We start from the raw sequence: 14,414 nt of genomic DNA, 5'->3' as shown, positions 1-14,414 counted from the left end.
ATTCGTGGATGCCAGTCCAAATTTTTGTACCTTGTACCCTATATAACGTCACCCTGTAGTGGATGGTTGACAATAAAATGAAAAAAAACCTGATTTTTTTTATACTAGCTTGTTGAAGATCACTGAGTCATGCATATGTTGCCGCTAAGTCGTTATTTTATCTGGTTTTTCGTTATATGTTTTATTTTTACCTGTATTTGCGGTGTACTCGCAGCCTTGCTGCCGATGGGCATGGGTGCAGTCTTGACGATTGTTCCGTATCTGGTAGCCATGATTTGGGTGCTTTTTAAATTTTTAAAACAGCAAAAACGTGCCCCGACCCAAGCAGAGCGTAAAAAATTCACCCTCGGGTTTAGCCTGATTTACTGGGGCTATAATTTATTATTTCTCTTGCTCGGTATTGTTATCGCCACCCGTTCCAATCCGAATGCTTGGCAGGACTTTCTGTTGTATCTACAGCAGCCACAATTTATGAGTATTGTGCTGATCATGTTCCTGATGATCGCAATTCCGCTGTATCTGCTGACCTACTGGTTTTATGGCAAGCAGGCCCAGCGTATGGCAGAGAAAATGTTTGGCCATCCACCTCAGTGAGTATAGATGAATCATTGTGTGACGACTGATCTTCATAAATTGATTGAATGATGAAAGATACAAATTCTCCACTACAAAGATCTTCTCGGTTTAAAAAGCTAAAGATGAGTGGCGTATAATTTAAATCAAGAAAATAATAAGGCGAAGAATGACGAATGTATAAACCTGTAGTGCTGTTGACGGGAGCGAGTGGTTTTATTGGCAGTCATCTCGTGCGTTTTTTACTGGAACGGGATTATCGGGTGATTGGGCTGACCCGTCAGAAAAATAAACATGAACCACATCCGGACTTCCATTGGATCAATCAGCTGGATGAATTAAAACAGCCTCAGATTGATTATGTGATTAATCTGGCTGGCGAAAGCATCGGTCAGGGACGCTGGACGGCAGCGCGTAAAAAGAAATTGCTGGATAGCCGTTTAGACACCACCAAACAGTTATTTGACTATTTAGAAAAATACCAGATCAAACCGAAACGGATTATTTCAACCTCAGCCGTTGGTTATTATGGTATTGACCCGAGCGAGCGCTGGGAGCAGGTCTGTACGGAACAAAGCCCGCCACAAGATATTTTTATGTCTGAGCTCTGTGCGAAGTGGGAACAACTGGCTTTGTCCTATAGCAGTCAGGACACCAAAATTGTTCGCTTTGCTGTGGTCTTCGGCAAAGGTGGTGGAATTCTGCCGCAGATGTTATTGCCGATTAAACTGAATCTGTTCGGGCGGATTGGTCATGGGCGTCAGCCAGTCACTTGGGTGCATTTAGAAGATGTATTGCGTGCGATTGAATTCTTGATGCTTGAAACGACGACCGGGCAGATTTTTAATGTGGTTGCTCCGGAAAAAGTCAGTCAGGCACAGTTTGCCCGGACTGCTGCACAGCTACTGAAACGCAAACCTTTACTGCCACTGCCAGCATGCAGTTTGAAAATGATGCTGGGAGAACAATCGCAACTGGTTTTAAACGGTCAGTATGTACAGCCTCAAGCTTTACAGGATGCGGGCTTTCAGTTTGATTATCCAACCTTGAAAGAAGCGCTGCATAATATCCTAAAGCACTAAGCGACCTGGCTCCAATAGATGGGCCGGAGCATAGGGCTGTGGATCTACAATGGTCGGTGTTTGTGCAAGCATCAATTGAGCCAGTAATTTGCCTGAGGCTGGGGCCATGCATAAGCCATTGCGGAAATGGCCAAAATTGGCCCAGGCATTTTGAAATTCGGGGATTTTGCCAATATAGGGAATACCATCGGGTGAGCTAGGTCTTAATCCGGCCCATTGCTTGACCAGCGGAAAATCCGCCAGTTCCGGTACCATCCCCAGACAAGCCTGTAGAATATCTTGCCGGATTTCAGCAGAAGGCGAGGTGTCAAAACCGACCTGACGCATACTGGAACCACATACAACATGTCCGTCGCGCCGTGGAATCAGATACATGACCTTGTTCATGCACATGCTCGGTAGCCAGTTTTCTGGGGTTTTAAACAGCAGCATTTGTCCTTGCACCGGTTGTACCGGAATTTCACAGCCAAGCTGTTCTGACCAGCCTGCAGACCATGCGCCTGTGGCGATTACAAACTGATCTGCCTGAAAGTGTTGGCCGCTTTCACTGGACACACTCGTTACCCAGCCTTGCTGAATATTGAGCTGAGTGATTTTACAATGTTCTTGCCAGGTGACATGCGGATGCTGTTTTAAATAGCTGATGACCGACTGTAATAGCCGGGGGTTGCGGATATTGGCCAGTTCCGGAAAGTAAATCGCCTGTTGGAACTTGTGTTGATCAATTCGAGGATTGATTTGTTGTAGCTGAGTCTGATCAAGCAATTCGGCCTGTTGCTGAGGGTCCTGATATTTTTCCGCATAGCGCAAGCCAAGCTCAAAATCATCTTCATCAAAAATCAGCATACCACTTTCATGAATCTGGAAATCGATACCGGTCACTGGCTGCAGTTTTTGATTCCAGTCCTGATAGAGCGGTTTGGCATGTCGGGCCAACGTATTGACTGCAGCGGGGTAGCGCCAGGGATACATCGGAGAAAGAATCCCGCCTCCGGCCCAGGACGCAGCCTGCCCGGCAACTTGCTGATCAAAAATCGTGACAGAACATCCCTGTTCAAGCAGTTCCAGCGCCGACATCAACCCTGTGATGCCAGCGCCGATAATGGCGATATGCATTGCGCCGAAATCCTTTTACTTCATGTCTTTCAGTTTAAGCGCAGCTTCTTCGGCAAAGTAAGTCCAGATGCCATCGGCACCGGCGCGGCGGCAGCTCATCAGTGATTCAATAATTACGCTGTCAGATAACCAGCCATTTTGAATGGCAGCGGCCAGCATCGCATATTCACCACTGACCTGATAGACAAAGGTTGGTACACCAAAAGTGTCTTTAACTTCACGGACGATATCCAGATAAGGCATGCCCGGTTTGACAATCACCATGTCTGCGCCTTCCTGAATATCCAGCGCAATTTCATGCAGTGCTTCGGCACGGTTACCGACATCCATCTGGTAATTGTATTTATTGCCGCCTTTTAAATTGCTGGCAGAACCGACTGCATCACGGAATGGACCATAGAAGCTGGATGCATATTTGGCTGAATAAGCCATGATGGAGGTATAGATATGCCCATTTTGTTCAAAGGCCTGACGAATTGCACCGATCCGGCCATCCATCATGTCACTTGGAGCAAATACGTCTGCACCGGCTTCAGCATGGCTGAGACCCTGTTTAATCAGACATTCGACCGTTTCATCATTTAAGACATAACCGGTCTCATCAATAATGCCATCCTGACCATGCGTGGTATAGGGGTCGAGTGCACCATCAGTAATCAGCACCATTTCTGGCAGTTCTTTTTTTAATAAACGCAAAGTGCGTTGGACCAGACCATCTTCGCGCCAAGCCGCTTCGGCGGTCAGGCTTTTATCTTCTTGTGGTGTGACTGGAAACAGTGCCAGTTTATTGACACCCAGTTCCAGCAGACGCTCTGATTTTTTTAACAGCAAGTCTGCTGACAGGCGCTGGATATTCGGCATACTGGGAATATCTTGACTCTGGTTTTGTCCCGGCAGTACAAATACTGGATAAATCAGGTGATCTGCACTGATATGCGTTTCACGTACCATAGAACGTAAATGCTCATTTTTACGAATACGACGCATGCGAGTTGCAGGAAACGCGGGACGATTGAACGTATAGGTCATAAAAATCTCAGCAATCAGTATTAAACTAGGCACCTATTGTAGCCCTAACTGAAATTTTTGGGCATAAATTAGCGGTTTTTTATTGCGGTGGATTTGAGCAGAGTGATGACTAAGACAGAGAAAAGCTGGACAGGTAATATACACTTGGGGGCAAAGGTGGATATTGATGTGGTCTTAAATCAGTTGGTACATGCTTTTAATAGCTCTCCTTTTTTTAAGCATAATGGTATGAGCATGCGGGTGGTGGAAGGCCAGATCGAAGCCTATGTCGAAATGCAGGATTTTATGGTTGGGAATGTCGCGTTTCAAATTTTGCATGGCGGTCTTGCGGCCACGGTACTCGATAGTGTCGGTGGAATTGTAGCGATGGGGGAGCTATATAAAAAAGCCGAACCTGAAACCATTGCCGATACCATTAAAAAAGTCTCGCGTTTGGCGACAGTGGATATGCGGGTGGATTATCTGGCACCTGGGCGCGGTAAATATTTTATCGCGCGGGCAGAAACCTTACGTTTGGGGCGTAAGGGCTGCACCATGCGTATGACCATGGTCAATGATGAAGATAAGCCAATTGCTACAGCGATCGCATCTTATGCTTATTGAGGGTAAGAGATAGAAAATAAAAAGCACTGTTGAACAGTGCTTTTTTAGCTTTCGACCTTCAGATCGATACAGGTTATAGATCTGATTTGGCCCGATTTAAGGCCTTCTGCCATTTGGCTAAATGAGCTTCACGTTCATCATTTTGCATTTTCGGTTCAAAGGCATGTTCAAGTTGCCAAGACTGCGAAATTTCCTCCAGACTGGAAAATATTCCGGATTTTAATCCGGCCATGGCTGCTGCTCCCCAAGCGGTAGACTCCAGCATTTTCGGACGCAGTACCGGTACATTCAGAATATCGGCCTGAAATTGCATTAGCATGTCATTGCTGCTGGCACCACCATCAACCCGCAGTTCTTTAAGGGGATGTGCAATATCAGATTGCATCGCACTGAGCACATCCGATACCTGAAAGGCGATTGATTCTAATGCGGCACGAGCGATATGCGCTTTGGTCGTACCGCGTGACATGCCACAGAGTAAGGCACGTGCTTCACTATCCCAATGCGGCGCGCCCAGTCCGGTAAATGCGGGAACCAGAACCACGCCGTCACTATGCTCGACCTGATGCGCCAGTTTTTCCACATCACTGCTTTTTTGAATAATTCCGAGGCCATCGCGTAACCATTGCACTACAGCACCAGCCATAAATACGCTGCCTTCGAGCGCATAGGTAGTTTGGCCCTGGGCTTGCCAGGCGAGAGTAGAAAGCAGCTTGTTCTGGCTAAGCTGAATGTTATGTCTGGTATTGAACAGCATAAAGCAGCCAGTACCATAGGTGTTTTTAGCACTGCCCACCTCAAAACAGGACTGGCCAAAGAGTGCAGACTGCTGATCCCCCAAAATTCCGGTAATGGGAATATTGGCCCCCAGTAAGCCAGAAGCCGTGTCAGCGACATAACAGTCAGAAGAGATAATTTTCGGTAAGACCGAAACCGGGATATTAAACAGCTCGAGTAGCTCTTCATCCCACGATTGTTGCTGCAGATTCATTAACATGGTACGAGAAGCGTTACTGGCTTCAATGACATGCTCTGCACCTTGGGTCAGATTCCAGATCAGCCAGCTATCGATAGTGCCAAATGCCACATGGCCCTGTTCAGCAAGTGCCCGTACCCCCTCGACATGCTCTAAAAACCAGACCAGTTTTCCCGCACTAAAATAAGGATCAATCCGTAGGCCGGTTTTTTGCTGAATTTTGGACATCAGGCCTTGTTCAATCAGCCGGTTACACCAGTCAGATGTACGACGGTCCTGCCAGACGATTGCCGGAGCGAGCGGTTTGCCGTTTCTACGATCCCAGACTACGGTCGTTTCGCGCTGGTTAGTCAGGCCAAGGGCTTTAATATCTTTTGCCAGAATACCTGCAGTCGCCAAAGCTTGTTGTACCACGGCAATCTGTGAGCTCCAGATTTCTTGAGCATCCTGTTCCACCCAGCCCGAATGTGGGGTGTGGATATGCGTTTCACGTTGAGCCGTTGCCTGAACTTGTCCATGTTCATTAAAAATAATGGCCCGACTTGACGTAGTTCCCTGATCTAGTGCCAGTAAATAGCTCATAATTTTTCTGTTATTTGGCTTGAAAAGTAAAATATTAGCGCAATAATGTAATTAAGCGCATCAAGTTGTGTAAATGTTCAGAAAATACATCGTAATTTTTGACATTTATGCTATGATTGCCTTGTACTTTGGGGGTGTTTCTGGCTTCGACGCTGGTGATGAAACTCATAGATGCATGCCGAGAGCGCATTTTCTCTCGTAAATCAAATTTGCATTTTTTAGTCGCAAACGACGAATCATACGCTCTAGCTGCCTAAGGGCAGCTTGTCCGCCTCTCCGAATACTTGTGGTTAGAGAGTCCGACTGAAGCGCACGCACACAAGTCCGTATAAAGCCAAGCCTCGGGGCTTTGTACTAAATTAAGAGGATCGCGATTTGTACCCTGTTCGTCGGGTCACAAAGAGTTAAAACAATAGACGATATCTAAGCATGTAGTATTCTCGAGCGTAGTGCTGGCGGACGCGGGTTCAACTCCCGCCACCTCCACCAAAATTCTTTCCGAAGTAATCCATCGGAATCTAAAAAAGCCTTTAAACTCAATGTTTAAAGGCTTTTTTTTATGCCTGTTTGTCCGATATTGTCTGATCCTATTTGACCCCATATTTGCTCTTTGCGGGTAAATATTGGGAAAATTTACCCAGAAATTAATACATCAATTATGGGTAATCGACATGCCACTTACAGATACTGAATGCAGAAAAGCACAGCCGAAAGATAAACAGTATCGTCTTTCGGATTTACATGGTTTATCCCTCATCATTACCACCAAAGGTCAAAAATATTGGAATGTACGCGTCACTGTCCATGGTGAACGTAAGTCTGAATCGCTTGGCCCATATCCAGATTTAAGCTTAAAAAAGGCAAGGGAGCTTGCATATGAGCTTAAGCATCGATACTCACGTTCAGTATTGCATGAAGACTTAAAGCCCTATTTCGAAGAAGTTGCAGAAGATTGGTTTAATAATCAAAAAGAAACCTGGTCATCCAAACACATCAGTAATGTTCGAGCTTCATTGGATGAGCTTTATATTGCTCTTGCTAATAAGCGTATTAATCAGATTCAGGCACCTGAGATTCTGCAGATCATTAAGAAGATTGAAGCTAGAGGCTCGCTTGAAATTGCAAAACGGACCTTATCTCGTTGCGGTATGGTCATGAAGTACGCCATTGCGCATGGCTATCGCTATGACAATCCGGCAGGTGATTTAGTCTACGCCCTCAAGAATAAAAGGGTCAAAAACCTGGCTTCGCTTTCTGCCTCTGAGATGCCTGAATTTCTTAGACGTATTAAGGCTTATCCTGCCGATGCTCAAACACATCATGCCATTGTCCTGATTATGCTGACAGGCGTTCGGGTCAGTGAGTTACTACAAGCACGCTGGGAAGAATTTGATCTGGAGGGGCGTAAGTGGGATATCCCTGAAGAGCGGATGAAGAACCGACTTTCACATCGTGTGCCGTTGACGGACATGATGATTGCCGAGCTTCAGGCTTTGAGACTTACCCATAATCAGGAACTGCTATTTCCCCATCGTTTAAATAACAAAGAACCTATGCGTAGCGAGTCTATTTTGGCTGTGATCAAGCGTTCGGGCTATGCAGGTCGGATGACCACACATGGTTTTAGATCGCTATTTAGTACAGTCGTAAACGAATCGAATCTGTTTAATCCAGATGCCATTGAACGCCAGCTTGCTCATGTGCCTCAAAATAGAATTCGTTCGGCATATAACCGAGCGCAATATTGGGATGAGCGGGTGAGATTGATGCAGTGGTATGGGGAGCAGGTAGAAGGATGGATGGCTCAGTATTGAGCCTTTCCTTTCTAGTTACTTATAGTCTTTATATTCTTCATATTCCTTATTAATCAATTTTTCTAGAAGTTCTGATTCAGAAATATTGTAAAGCTCTGCTAATTCTTTCAATCGAACTTTTGTATTTTTTCTTAAGGGTAAGTGAAATTTCTTTTTAAGATTATCCTTATTTTTTAATCTAAAAACATTTTGCTGCCATGCTTTTTTAAGTTTATTTAAATCATTAATATACTTTTCTCTATTATGAATATAAAGATCGTCAAAATAAGCATAGATATAATTTTCATGTAACTTTTCTTTTTCAAAAAGAAATTGAGGGAAAACATTGTATTCAAAATTTTTATCAATATAGCTTTTACTCCACTCTATAAAATCTTTATTCTTAATGTATTTATTTAGATTTATTTTTTCTTTTATTATTTTATCAAAATCAGCAATATATTCTTCCAAGTCTAAATTTTTTTGAATGATATTGTGCGTTATTTTGGGGTTTAAATAAATCAAAGCTAAAATAAAAATTCTAGGATTATTAATGTTTTTATGAACTTTATGATTGTCGTTTTGTCTAAGTATTTTAGGGTTGTGGGCGGATTTGTGTATTATATTATTATTAATTTGACTTGATGTTTCTGAGTTTTTTAATTTTTTAAATGTACTTTCTCTAATAAAAATAGGTATATCGTAGTCTTGGGTGAATCTATTAATTAAGAACCAACATAATCTGTCATCCTTTAGGTGTAGATTAATATCTATATTTAAAGTATATTCTTCCTGTTCTTTATGACAATTCTTAATAAAGATATTTATTTCTTCTTCTTCAAGTTTAGATAAAGTTGTTTTTATATAATCAAATAAATATTCATAAGAATATTTTTCATTATAAAAATTGAAAAAATCACGAGGGGTGTAATTATTAGTGCTAGCCACTTTCCAAGCTATCCATACATACTCATGCTCTTTAAAACCTCTTAAAAGTTTGTCAATCAAAAGCCCTTTACGGATATTGTGATTTACTGAAGTTAAGCCCATTTTTATTAATTACCTGTAGTATTTCTTGTAGTATTTATACTAATATTTTCTCTAGTATTTTTCAATACTGAAGTCACCTTGAATGCTTAAAAATATTAGCTTATGGACATTTTTATTAGCTATTAATTAGGTTTTAGCTTAACTCTAGCTTTTTTGAGACTCGATCCTACATGAATTTAAGCATAGAGCAGGGAGGAAAAGTTTTTCATGTGGAGAATAGGTACTGCACTACAGGAGGAATTTGGACTCCCTAGAGCTTTGGTTATATATATTATCTTTTATTAGCTAACACCTGATTGAGAAGTAAAAATTATATATATACAGAATTCCCTATCTCTTATGTAACTATCACACACTTAGGTTTAAACATGAGAGCTTTAATTAATCAGGCACAACTTACACTTGAGATCGAGAGCTTCTTAAAATGTCTAAAAAGAAGAAGTAGGGAATGGGATGAATTCTATTCACAGCTTACCAATCTGTTATTAGACTTTGATGATATTTATAATCCTGATGATGAATACCCAGGTTATCTCCAATTCTTTGTAATTCTGAGATATGACTTACAGAGAATAGACTCCGATTATTTTGATCTTAAAGATGAATTGGAAATGATTGGGTATAGAGCGTTGAGATCGGACTTTTTGAAGTTATCTAAGAGTTTCGAAAGAGATTATGAAATTATCGAAAAACAGAAGGATGAAAATAAAATTGAAGTGCAGGAATATTGTAGGTCAATACTTAATAAATGCAGTCGAATATTAGTTGCTCGTGTAGACTTGGGTTATTTGCAAGAATATTCTAATCGAATCAGAGTTGAAGATATTTATAAGGACTTAGATATACTGCTTAATCGTATCCAAAATAAAGATGGCATATTTAAATATGTGATCGGATATATATGGGGAGTAGAGCAAGGTGGTAAAAGTAAAGGTTTTCATTGCCATTTAGCAATCATTTATGATACTGCCTTTCGTGATGGAAGCGCAGCATATTGGGGGAATAAAATTATCGCGCTTTGGAGTGAGATTACTCGAGATTATGGTCAAGGCTATAATTGTTGGAATCGCAAACGCGTAAAGGAGCTCCGAGGTAGAGATGAGTTGGGGATCGGTTTAATTTATCGTCGCGATTCAACCCAAGTGACAAATTTCATTGAGGCAATGGAATACCTCACTGATCATCACAAACGTACCCTTCAATACTTACGTGTAAAGCCCAAAGGACGAAGAGTATTTGGTAAGGGTCAGTTAAGAGCGCAGTATGATAGACGCTAAATCAAAATAATCTCAGATATACATTATCTAGGTGAAAACGAGTTTTTTAACTTTGCAAGGCTTGCCCATCGGTGAGCTTTTGTCATTTCTAGAGGTATATATTATGAGTTTAAATTGTCCTTATTGTTTTTCCGATCAGGTTATTCAAGTGGTTAATCAGCAGGTGAGTGGATCTGAGTCTACAGGTCTAGCAGCATCAGCTTCGTTCGCAACCATCGGTGCATCCATATCAAAGGGTTTACCTTTACCTGTATCACCACTGCTTGGCGGGCTTGCAGGTGCGGTCATTGGTGGTTTATTCAGCAGCGTGTTTGATGAGCCTAAAAAGCCGATCACCCTGGCCTACTATCACTGCAATCACTGTCAGCAGAATTTTCGTTGAATCAGCATAGGAGATAAGAACGATGGCACATCAAATCGAACAAATCGCCTATGTTGGCGAAACCCCTTGGCATGGTCTGGGTAATCAACTCAGTCCGAACCAACCACTCGAAGTTTGGGCACAGCAAGCTGGAATGGACTGGCGGATTGAATCGTCGAATGTCAGTTATATGGCACAGAATGAACGTGGTCAGAGCATCATCATGCCTTTTGAAGAGCAGCGAGTGTTATACCGTTCAGATACACATGCACCTTTATCTGTGGTCAGTCAACGTTATCAGGAAGTTCAGCCTAAAGAGATTCTGGAGTTCTACCGGGATCTGACTGAGCAATCTGGCTTTGAGTTAGAAACCGCAGGGGTTTTGAAAGGTGGTAAGAAGTTCTGGGCTTTGGCACGTACCGGGCAAAGTACCGCGTTAAAGTCTAAGGATGTCAGTAATGGTTATATCCTGCTGGCTACTGCGTGTGATGGCACCTTGGCAACGACAGCACAGTTCACAAGTATCCGAGTAGTCTGTAACAACACTTTAGCTATTGCGTTACGTGGGCAGAGCAGTAGTGCTGGAGTAGTGAAGGTTCCACATAGTACCAAGTTTGACGCAGAGAAAGTGAAGCAGCAATTAGGTATTTCAGTGCGTGCCTGGGATGAGCACATGTATGAAATGAAACAGCTCACACAGCGTAAGGTGAGTCAGCAGGAAGCCAAAGCCTACTTTGATGCCGTGTTCAATAACAGCACCATGTCAATTTCCGATCCTGAAGAAAACATCATTCAGTTCTATCGTAATGTCGCGCATCAAGCTCAGGAGAAAAAGCCTGAACCAAATGGTCGTGCCATGAATAAAGCCTTGGACATGTTCAATGGTCAAGGTCGTGGTGCCGAATTGTCATCAGCTAAAGATACGGCCTATGGCTTACTGTGTTCGATCACGGAATTTGTGGATCATGAACGACGTGCCATGAGTACAGATCACCGTCTTGATTCAGCTTGGTTTGGTGCAGGAGCAGGTCTTAAGCAACGAGGATTAGAGCAAGCACTTGCTTTGATCGCCTGAAATTAACTGACTCATTTATGTCGAAATCAAGTCACCCCAAACAAATGCTCATCAGAGCACTCATGTAACCCCTTTCAATTAATAAGCATGCATATCGCCATACCCGACCTCGTGTCGGGTATGGCTTTTTTATGCATTTCTTTTACAGAGATCAGAATTAATAAGGATAATTCCATGAATCAAATTGTACCTATTTCCCATCAGCCTACGACTGTAGGCTCAAAGATTGTAGTCAATCCAACCATCACTACCAAACGCTCAACAGCAGCCAAGCGACTGGTCAACACCAAAGGGATGGAATATCAGGACTGGCTCGAAGTTCGTAAACAAGGTATCGGTAGCAGTGATGCCGCGACTGCCTGTGGTCTCAATCCCTATATGTCGATGCTTGAACTCTGGCTGATCAAAACCGGACGGCAGACTACATCCATAGAAGATGAAAGCTCAGGTGTAGCACCGCTGTATTGGGGCAAGCAGCTGGAACCTTTGGTGGCAGAGTTCTATAGCATGCACACCAATAACAAGGTGCGACGGATCAATGCGGTACTTCAGCATCCTGATCCCGATAAACACTTTATGTTAGCCAATCTGGATTACAGCGTGGTCGGTAGTGAGGACGTTCAGATCTTGGAATGCAAAACAGCAGGTGAGCATGGAGCAAAATTGTGGCGTGATGGTGTGCCTTTATATGTGCTATGTCAGGTGCAACATCAACTGGCCGTAACTGGTAAACAGGCAGCGCATGTTTGTGTCTTGATCTGTGGGCATGAAACCAAGATCTTCAAAGTGACACGATCAGAATCGGTGATTGAACATATTGTTCAAGCAGAACGATATTTCTGGGAATGCGTGGAAAAGGATACACCACCATCAGTCGATGCCAGTGAATCCGCAGCTAAAGCGATTCAACAACTTTATCCAGCGCATGTACCTTTAACCGTAGAGGATCTTTCGCAAAATGAAAATGCCAATTTTATGTTTGATCAGCTCATCAAAATGAAAGAAGAGATTCAGCACAAGCAGGAACGCTTTGACCAGCTTAAACATGAAATTCAGATGATGATGCAAGACAAGGAAAGGGCTGTCTTTGCTCATGGCTCAGTAGTCTGGAAGAAAGCCAAGGATTCCATCAGCCTCAATACTAAGGCATTGCTTCAGCACCAGCCTGAACTGATCGACCTTTATCCACTTCAAAAGCAGGGCAGTCGTCGATTCAACATCTATACCGACTAAGTCCTATTTACACAGCACCAAATCAAAAATTCACAAAAATCGCTCCCCGCTCTCTACCCTTCGGTAGAGAGCAAATCGGTCGCGATTTCTGTAGCACTTTATCTGGCTCTACATTCTTTGGGTAACTTATTTGGTCCTTGTTCCGACCTACATACATAGACCCAAATTTGTAAGGTAATACATTAAGGAATATCAACATGATTAAAGGTTTAGCAATTACTCCACCAATTCTGGGGCGTATCAGTATCGGTCGTATGATCGAAAAGAATGGCAAGCGATTGCCTGAAAAGGATGACCAGTTCACCATTACTTCCCAGATTCAAAGCAAAGAAGGCTGGGTTAAACATCCATTAGATGATCAGCTTCGAGCCAATACTCCCAATCAAAAGTTGCGCTCAATCCCGGTCAGAATGATCTTTAATGATCCTGATTTAAACCTGCGTGCAGAATACAGCCTGTTTGACCGACAGACTGGAAGACCTATCTGTGTCGGTAATGGAGAAACCTGCCAGCGTTTAACCAATCAAGGCGTGGAGCAACTTCCCTGTCCATCCCCTGATTTGTGTCCATTGGCTCAAGGAGGGAACTGCAAGCCCTATGGGCGTTTGCATGTGAACTTAGATGAATCGGATGAGTTTGGCACATTCATCTTTAGAACCACGGGCTTTAACAGTATCCGGACTTTGGCTGCACGGTTGAGTTATTACCATGCGGCATCAAATGGCCTGTTGTCATGCCTCCCATTGCAACTGATATTGCGGGGCAAGAGTACGACACAGAGTTACCGTCAGCCAGTCTATTACGTGGATCTAACTTTAAGAGATGGGATTAGCTTGAATGAAGCCATTATGCAAGCGAAGCAAATTGATGAACAGAGTAAACAGGCGGGATTTTATCAGGAGGCTGTGGACTTTACCGCAAGGAAGGGTTTTGCCAATGCACGGTTTGAAATGGATATAGAGGAAGGTTTGGATATGGTTGAGCAGTTTTATCAGCCTGTTGAAGGTCAGCAGATCGAAGAGACTCAGACTGCATTGGATATTCAACAGGGATTGAAAGGATCTGTGAAGGCTTTGAATTAAATCAGACAAGGTAAAACCTTACGAGATTGCCGTATCTCATGAGCGAGTTGCTCGAAATCATGAGATAGGAGTAAACATCATGAATGCATTTGTAGGTCAAACTTTTCAAATGAATCAACTGATCAGTATCAAGCAAGTCATGGAATTTGTTGGAGTGGGGCGTTCTACTATCTATGAGATGATGGATGAAAACTCACCTTATTACGATCCTTCATTCCCAAAGAAAGTTAAAATTACTCAAAATCGTATCGGCTGGTCAGCTTATGAGATCCATCAATGGATTGAAAGTAAGTTGGCGAATCGAGAGTAAGGGACGCTCTTAGCTCCCTTATTTTTTGTTTTTTAGTAGACTAATTGTAATTTTTAGGCTAAGTATTCGTAATCAAAACAATAAATTATCAGCTATTTATAGATGAATTACCTAAAGCTTCTCATATCCTTGACGTTGGTCGTGGTTCAGGTTGAGATCCCTTAGCTTTTTAAAAATAAAAGTTATGAGATTAAAGGAGCCTAATGTTGAAAAAAGCATTTATCTTCTTTGCGAATATAAGTGCTTTTTGGGGCAACAAATCCTGTATTTCT

The 14,414-nt window shown here is 42.7% G+C and carries 13 protein-coding genes, 1 other RNA gene and 1 pseudogene; 11 read left to right on the top strand and 4 right to left on the bottom strand.

The annotated features are described in order from the left end of the window. The first annotated feature begins 135 nt into the window (after positions 1-135). Together H0S56_RS10875 and H0S56_RS10870 are read left to right on the top strand one after the other, a co-directional pair. Complete coding sequence (locus H0S56_RS10875) at positions 136-594, top strand: ABZJ_00895 family protein (protein ID WP_005107697.1); 459 nt, start codon at positions 136-138, stop codon at positions 592-594. A gap of 155 nt (positions 595-749) precedes the next feature. Continuing rightward, positions 750-1,655 (top strand): TIGR01777 family oxidoreductase, encoded by a 906-nt coding sequence (locus H0S56_RS10870; protein WP_195725055.1) that lies wholly within the window; start codon positions 750-752, stop codon positions 1,653-1,655. Here H0S56_RS10870 and thiO read toward each other — a convergent pair. Beyond that, positions 1,644-2,771 (bottom strand): glycine oxidase ThiO, encoded by a 1,128-nt coding sequence (gene thiO, locus H0S56_RS10865; protein WP_074384142.1) that lies wholly within the window; start codon positions 2,769-2,771, stop codon positions 1,644-1,646. The two genes, H0S56_RS10870 and thiO, sit on opposite strands and share 12 nt — an antisense overlap. Positions 2,772-2,786: 15 nt before the next feature. Continuing rightward, the gene (gene hemB / locus H0S56_RS10860) at positions 2,787-3,800 is read right to left on the bottom strand and encodes a porphobilinogen synthase (RefSeq protein WP_159138477.1); all 1,014 of its coding nucleotides are present in this window, start codon (positions 3,798-3,800) and stop codon (positions 2,787-2,789) included. A 105-nt stretch (positions 3,801-3,905) separates the two neighbouring features. Here hemB and H0S56_RS10855 point away from each other — a divergent pair, with 105 nt between their 5' ends. After that, positions 3,906-4,403: a thioesterase family protein gene (locus H0S56_RS10855; RefSeq protein WP_180000918.1), complete on the top strand. Its 498-nt coding sequence runs from the start codon at positions 3,906-3,908 to the stop codon at positions 4,401-4,403. Positions 4,404-4,476: 73 nt separating this feature from the next. On the opposite strand, the gene glpK is transcribed toward H0S56_RS10855, so the two are convergent. Next, complete coding sequence (gene glpK / locus H0S56_RS10850) at positions 4,477-5,961, bottom strand: glycerol kinase GlpK (protein ID WP_195725054.1); 1,485 nt, start codon at positions 5,959-5,961, stop codon at positions 4,477-4,479. A gap of 130 nt (positions 5,962-6,091) precedes the next feature. Here glpK and ssrA point away from each other — a divergent pair. Together ssrA and H0S56_RS10840 are read left to right on the top strand one after the other, a co-directional pair. Then, positions 6,092-6,450: a transfer-messenger RNA gene (gene ssrA, locus H0S56_RS10845) on the top strand. Between the two features lie 182 nt (positions 6,451-6,632). Beyond that, on the top strand, positions 6,633-7,775 hold the full coding sequence (locus tag H0S56_RS10840) for a tyrosine-type recombinase/integrase (RefSeq protein WP_005027452.1): 1,143 nt from the start codon (positions 6,633-6,635) through the stop codon (positions 7,773-7,775). Between the two features lie 15 nt (positions 7,776-7,790). Here H0S56_RS10840 and H0S56_RS10835 read toward each other — a convergent pair whose 3' ends face one another. Then, entirely contained in the window at positions 7,791-8,804 is a 1,014-nt protein-coding gene (locus H0S56_RS10835) for a hypothetical protein (RefSeq protein WP_195725053.1), read from the bottom strand. A gap of 368 nt (positions 8,805-9,172) precedes the next feature. Between H0S56_RS10835 and H0S56_RS10830 the strand changes: the two genes are divergently transcribed. The 6 genes and pseudogenes from H0S56_RS10830 (at position 9,173) to H0S56_RS10805 (ending at position 14,142) form a co-directional block, all read left to right on the top strand. Continuing rightward, the gene (locus tag H0S56_RS10830) at positions 9,173-10,081 is read left to right on the top strand and encodes a YagK/YfjJ domain-containing protein (protein ID WP_195725052.1); all 909 of its coding nucleotides are present in this window, start codon (positions 9,173-9,175) and stop codon (positions 10,079-10,081) included. A gap of 103 nt (positions 10,082-10,184) precedes the next feature. Beyond that, positions 10,185-10,463, top strand: a complete 279-nt coding sequence (locus H0S56_RS10825; protein WP_195726083.1) for a hypothetical protein — start codon at positions 10,185-10,187, stop codon at positions 10,461-10,463. 22 nt (positions 10,464-10,485) lie between these two features. Continuing rightward, positions 10,486-11,517 carry a DUF932 domain-containing protein gene (locus tag H0S56_RS10820; RefSeq protein WP_195725051.1) on the top strand — a complete coding sequence of 344 codons (1,032 nt, stop codon included), beginning with the start codon at positions 10,486-10,488 and terminating at the stop codon, positions 11,515-11,517. A 174-nt stretch (positions 11,518-11,691) separates the two neighbouring features. Continuing rightward, entirely contained in the window at positions 11,692-12,750 is a 1,059-nt protein-coding gene (locus H0S56_RS10815; protein ID WP_195725050.1) for a YqaJ viral recombinase family nuclease, read from the top strand. Positions 12,751-12,947: 197 nt separating this feature from the next. Continuing rightward, positions 12,948-13,734 (top strand): annotated as a pseudogene (locus H0S56_RS10810) (recombination directionality factor); the annotation flags it as partial. A gap of 177 nt (positions 13,735-13,911) precedes the next feature. Further along, on the top strand, positions 13,912-14,142 hold the full coding sequence (locus H0S56_RS10805; protein ID WP_005027433.1) for a helix-turn-helix transcriptional regulator: 231 nt from the start codon (positions 13,912-13,914) through the stop codon (positions 14,140-14,142). Positions 14,143-14,414: the final 272 nt, after the last annotated feature.

Source organism: Acinetobacter lwoffii, from assembly GCF_015602705.1.
GTDB classification, from domain to species: Bacteria; Pseudomonadota; Gammaproteobacteria; order Pseudomonadales; family Moraxellaceae; genus Acinetobacter; species Acinetobacter lwoffii_E.
The sequence above is the reverse complement of the archived record's forward strand: the minus strand, read 5'-3'. Positions and strand labels throughout refer to the sequence as shown.

Bases quoted from the DNA above. Each gene is read 5' to 3' on its own strand.
- hemB (WP_159138477.1), bottom strand. From the start codon at position 3,800: ATGACCTATACGTTCAATCGTCCCGCGTTTCCTGCAACTCGCATGCGT.
- H0S56_RS10815 (WP_195725050.1), top strand. From the start codon at position 11,692: ATGAATCAAATTGTACCTATTTCCCATCAGCCTACGACTGTAGGCTCA.
- H0S56_RS10830 (WP_195725052.1), top strand. From the start codon at position 9,173: ATGAGAGCTTTAATTAATCAGGCACAACTTACACTTGAGATCGAGAGC.
- H0S56_RS10820 (WP_195725051.1), top strand. From the start codon at position 10,486: ATGGCACATCAAATCGAACAAATCGCCTATGTTGGCGAAACCCCTTGG.
- H0S56_RS10855 (WP_180000918.1), top strand. From the start codon at position 3,906: ATGACTAAGACAGAGAAAAGCTGGACAGGTAATATACACTTGGGGGCA.
- H0S56_RS10825 (WP_195726083.1), top strand. From the start codon at position 10,185: ATGAGTTTAAATTGTCCTTATTGTTTTTCCGATCAGGTTATTCAAGTG.
- thiO (WP_074384142.1), bottom strand. From the start codon at position 2,771: ATGCATATCGCCATTATCGGCGCTGGCATCACAGGGTTGATGTCGGCG.
- H0S56_RS10840 (WP_005027452.1), top strand. From the start codon at position 6,633: ATGCCACTTACAGATACTGAATGCAGAAAAGCACAGCCGAAAGATAAA.
- H0S56_RS10805 (WP_005027433.1), top strand. From the start codon at position 13,912: ATGAATGCATTTGTAGGTCAAACTTTTCAAATGAATCAACTGATCAGT.
- glpK (WP_195725054.1), bottom strand. From the start codon at position 5,961: ATGAGCTATTTACTGGCACTAGATCAGGGAACTACGTCAAGTCGGGCC.
- H0S56_RS10870 (WP_195725055.1), top strand. From the start codon at position 750: ATGTATAAACCTGTAGTGCTGTTGACGGGAGCGAGTGGTTTTATTGGC.
- H0S56_RS10875 (WP_005107697.1), top strand. From the start codon at position 136: ATGTTGCCGCTAAGTCGTTATTTTATCTGGTTTTTCGTTATATGTTTT.
- H0S56_RS10835 (WP_195725053.1), bottom strand. From the start codon at position 8,804: ATGGGCTTAACTTCAGTAAATCACAATATCCGTAAAGGGCTTTTGATT.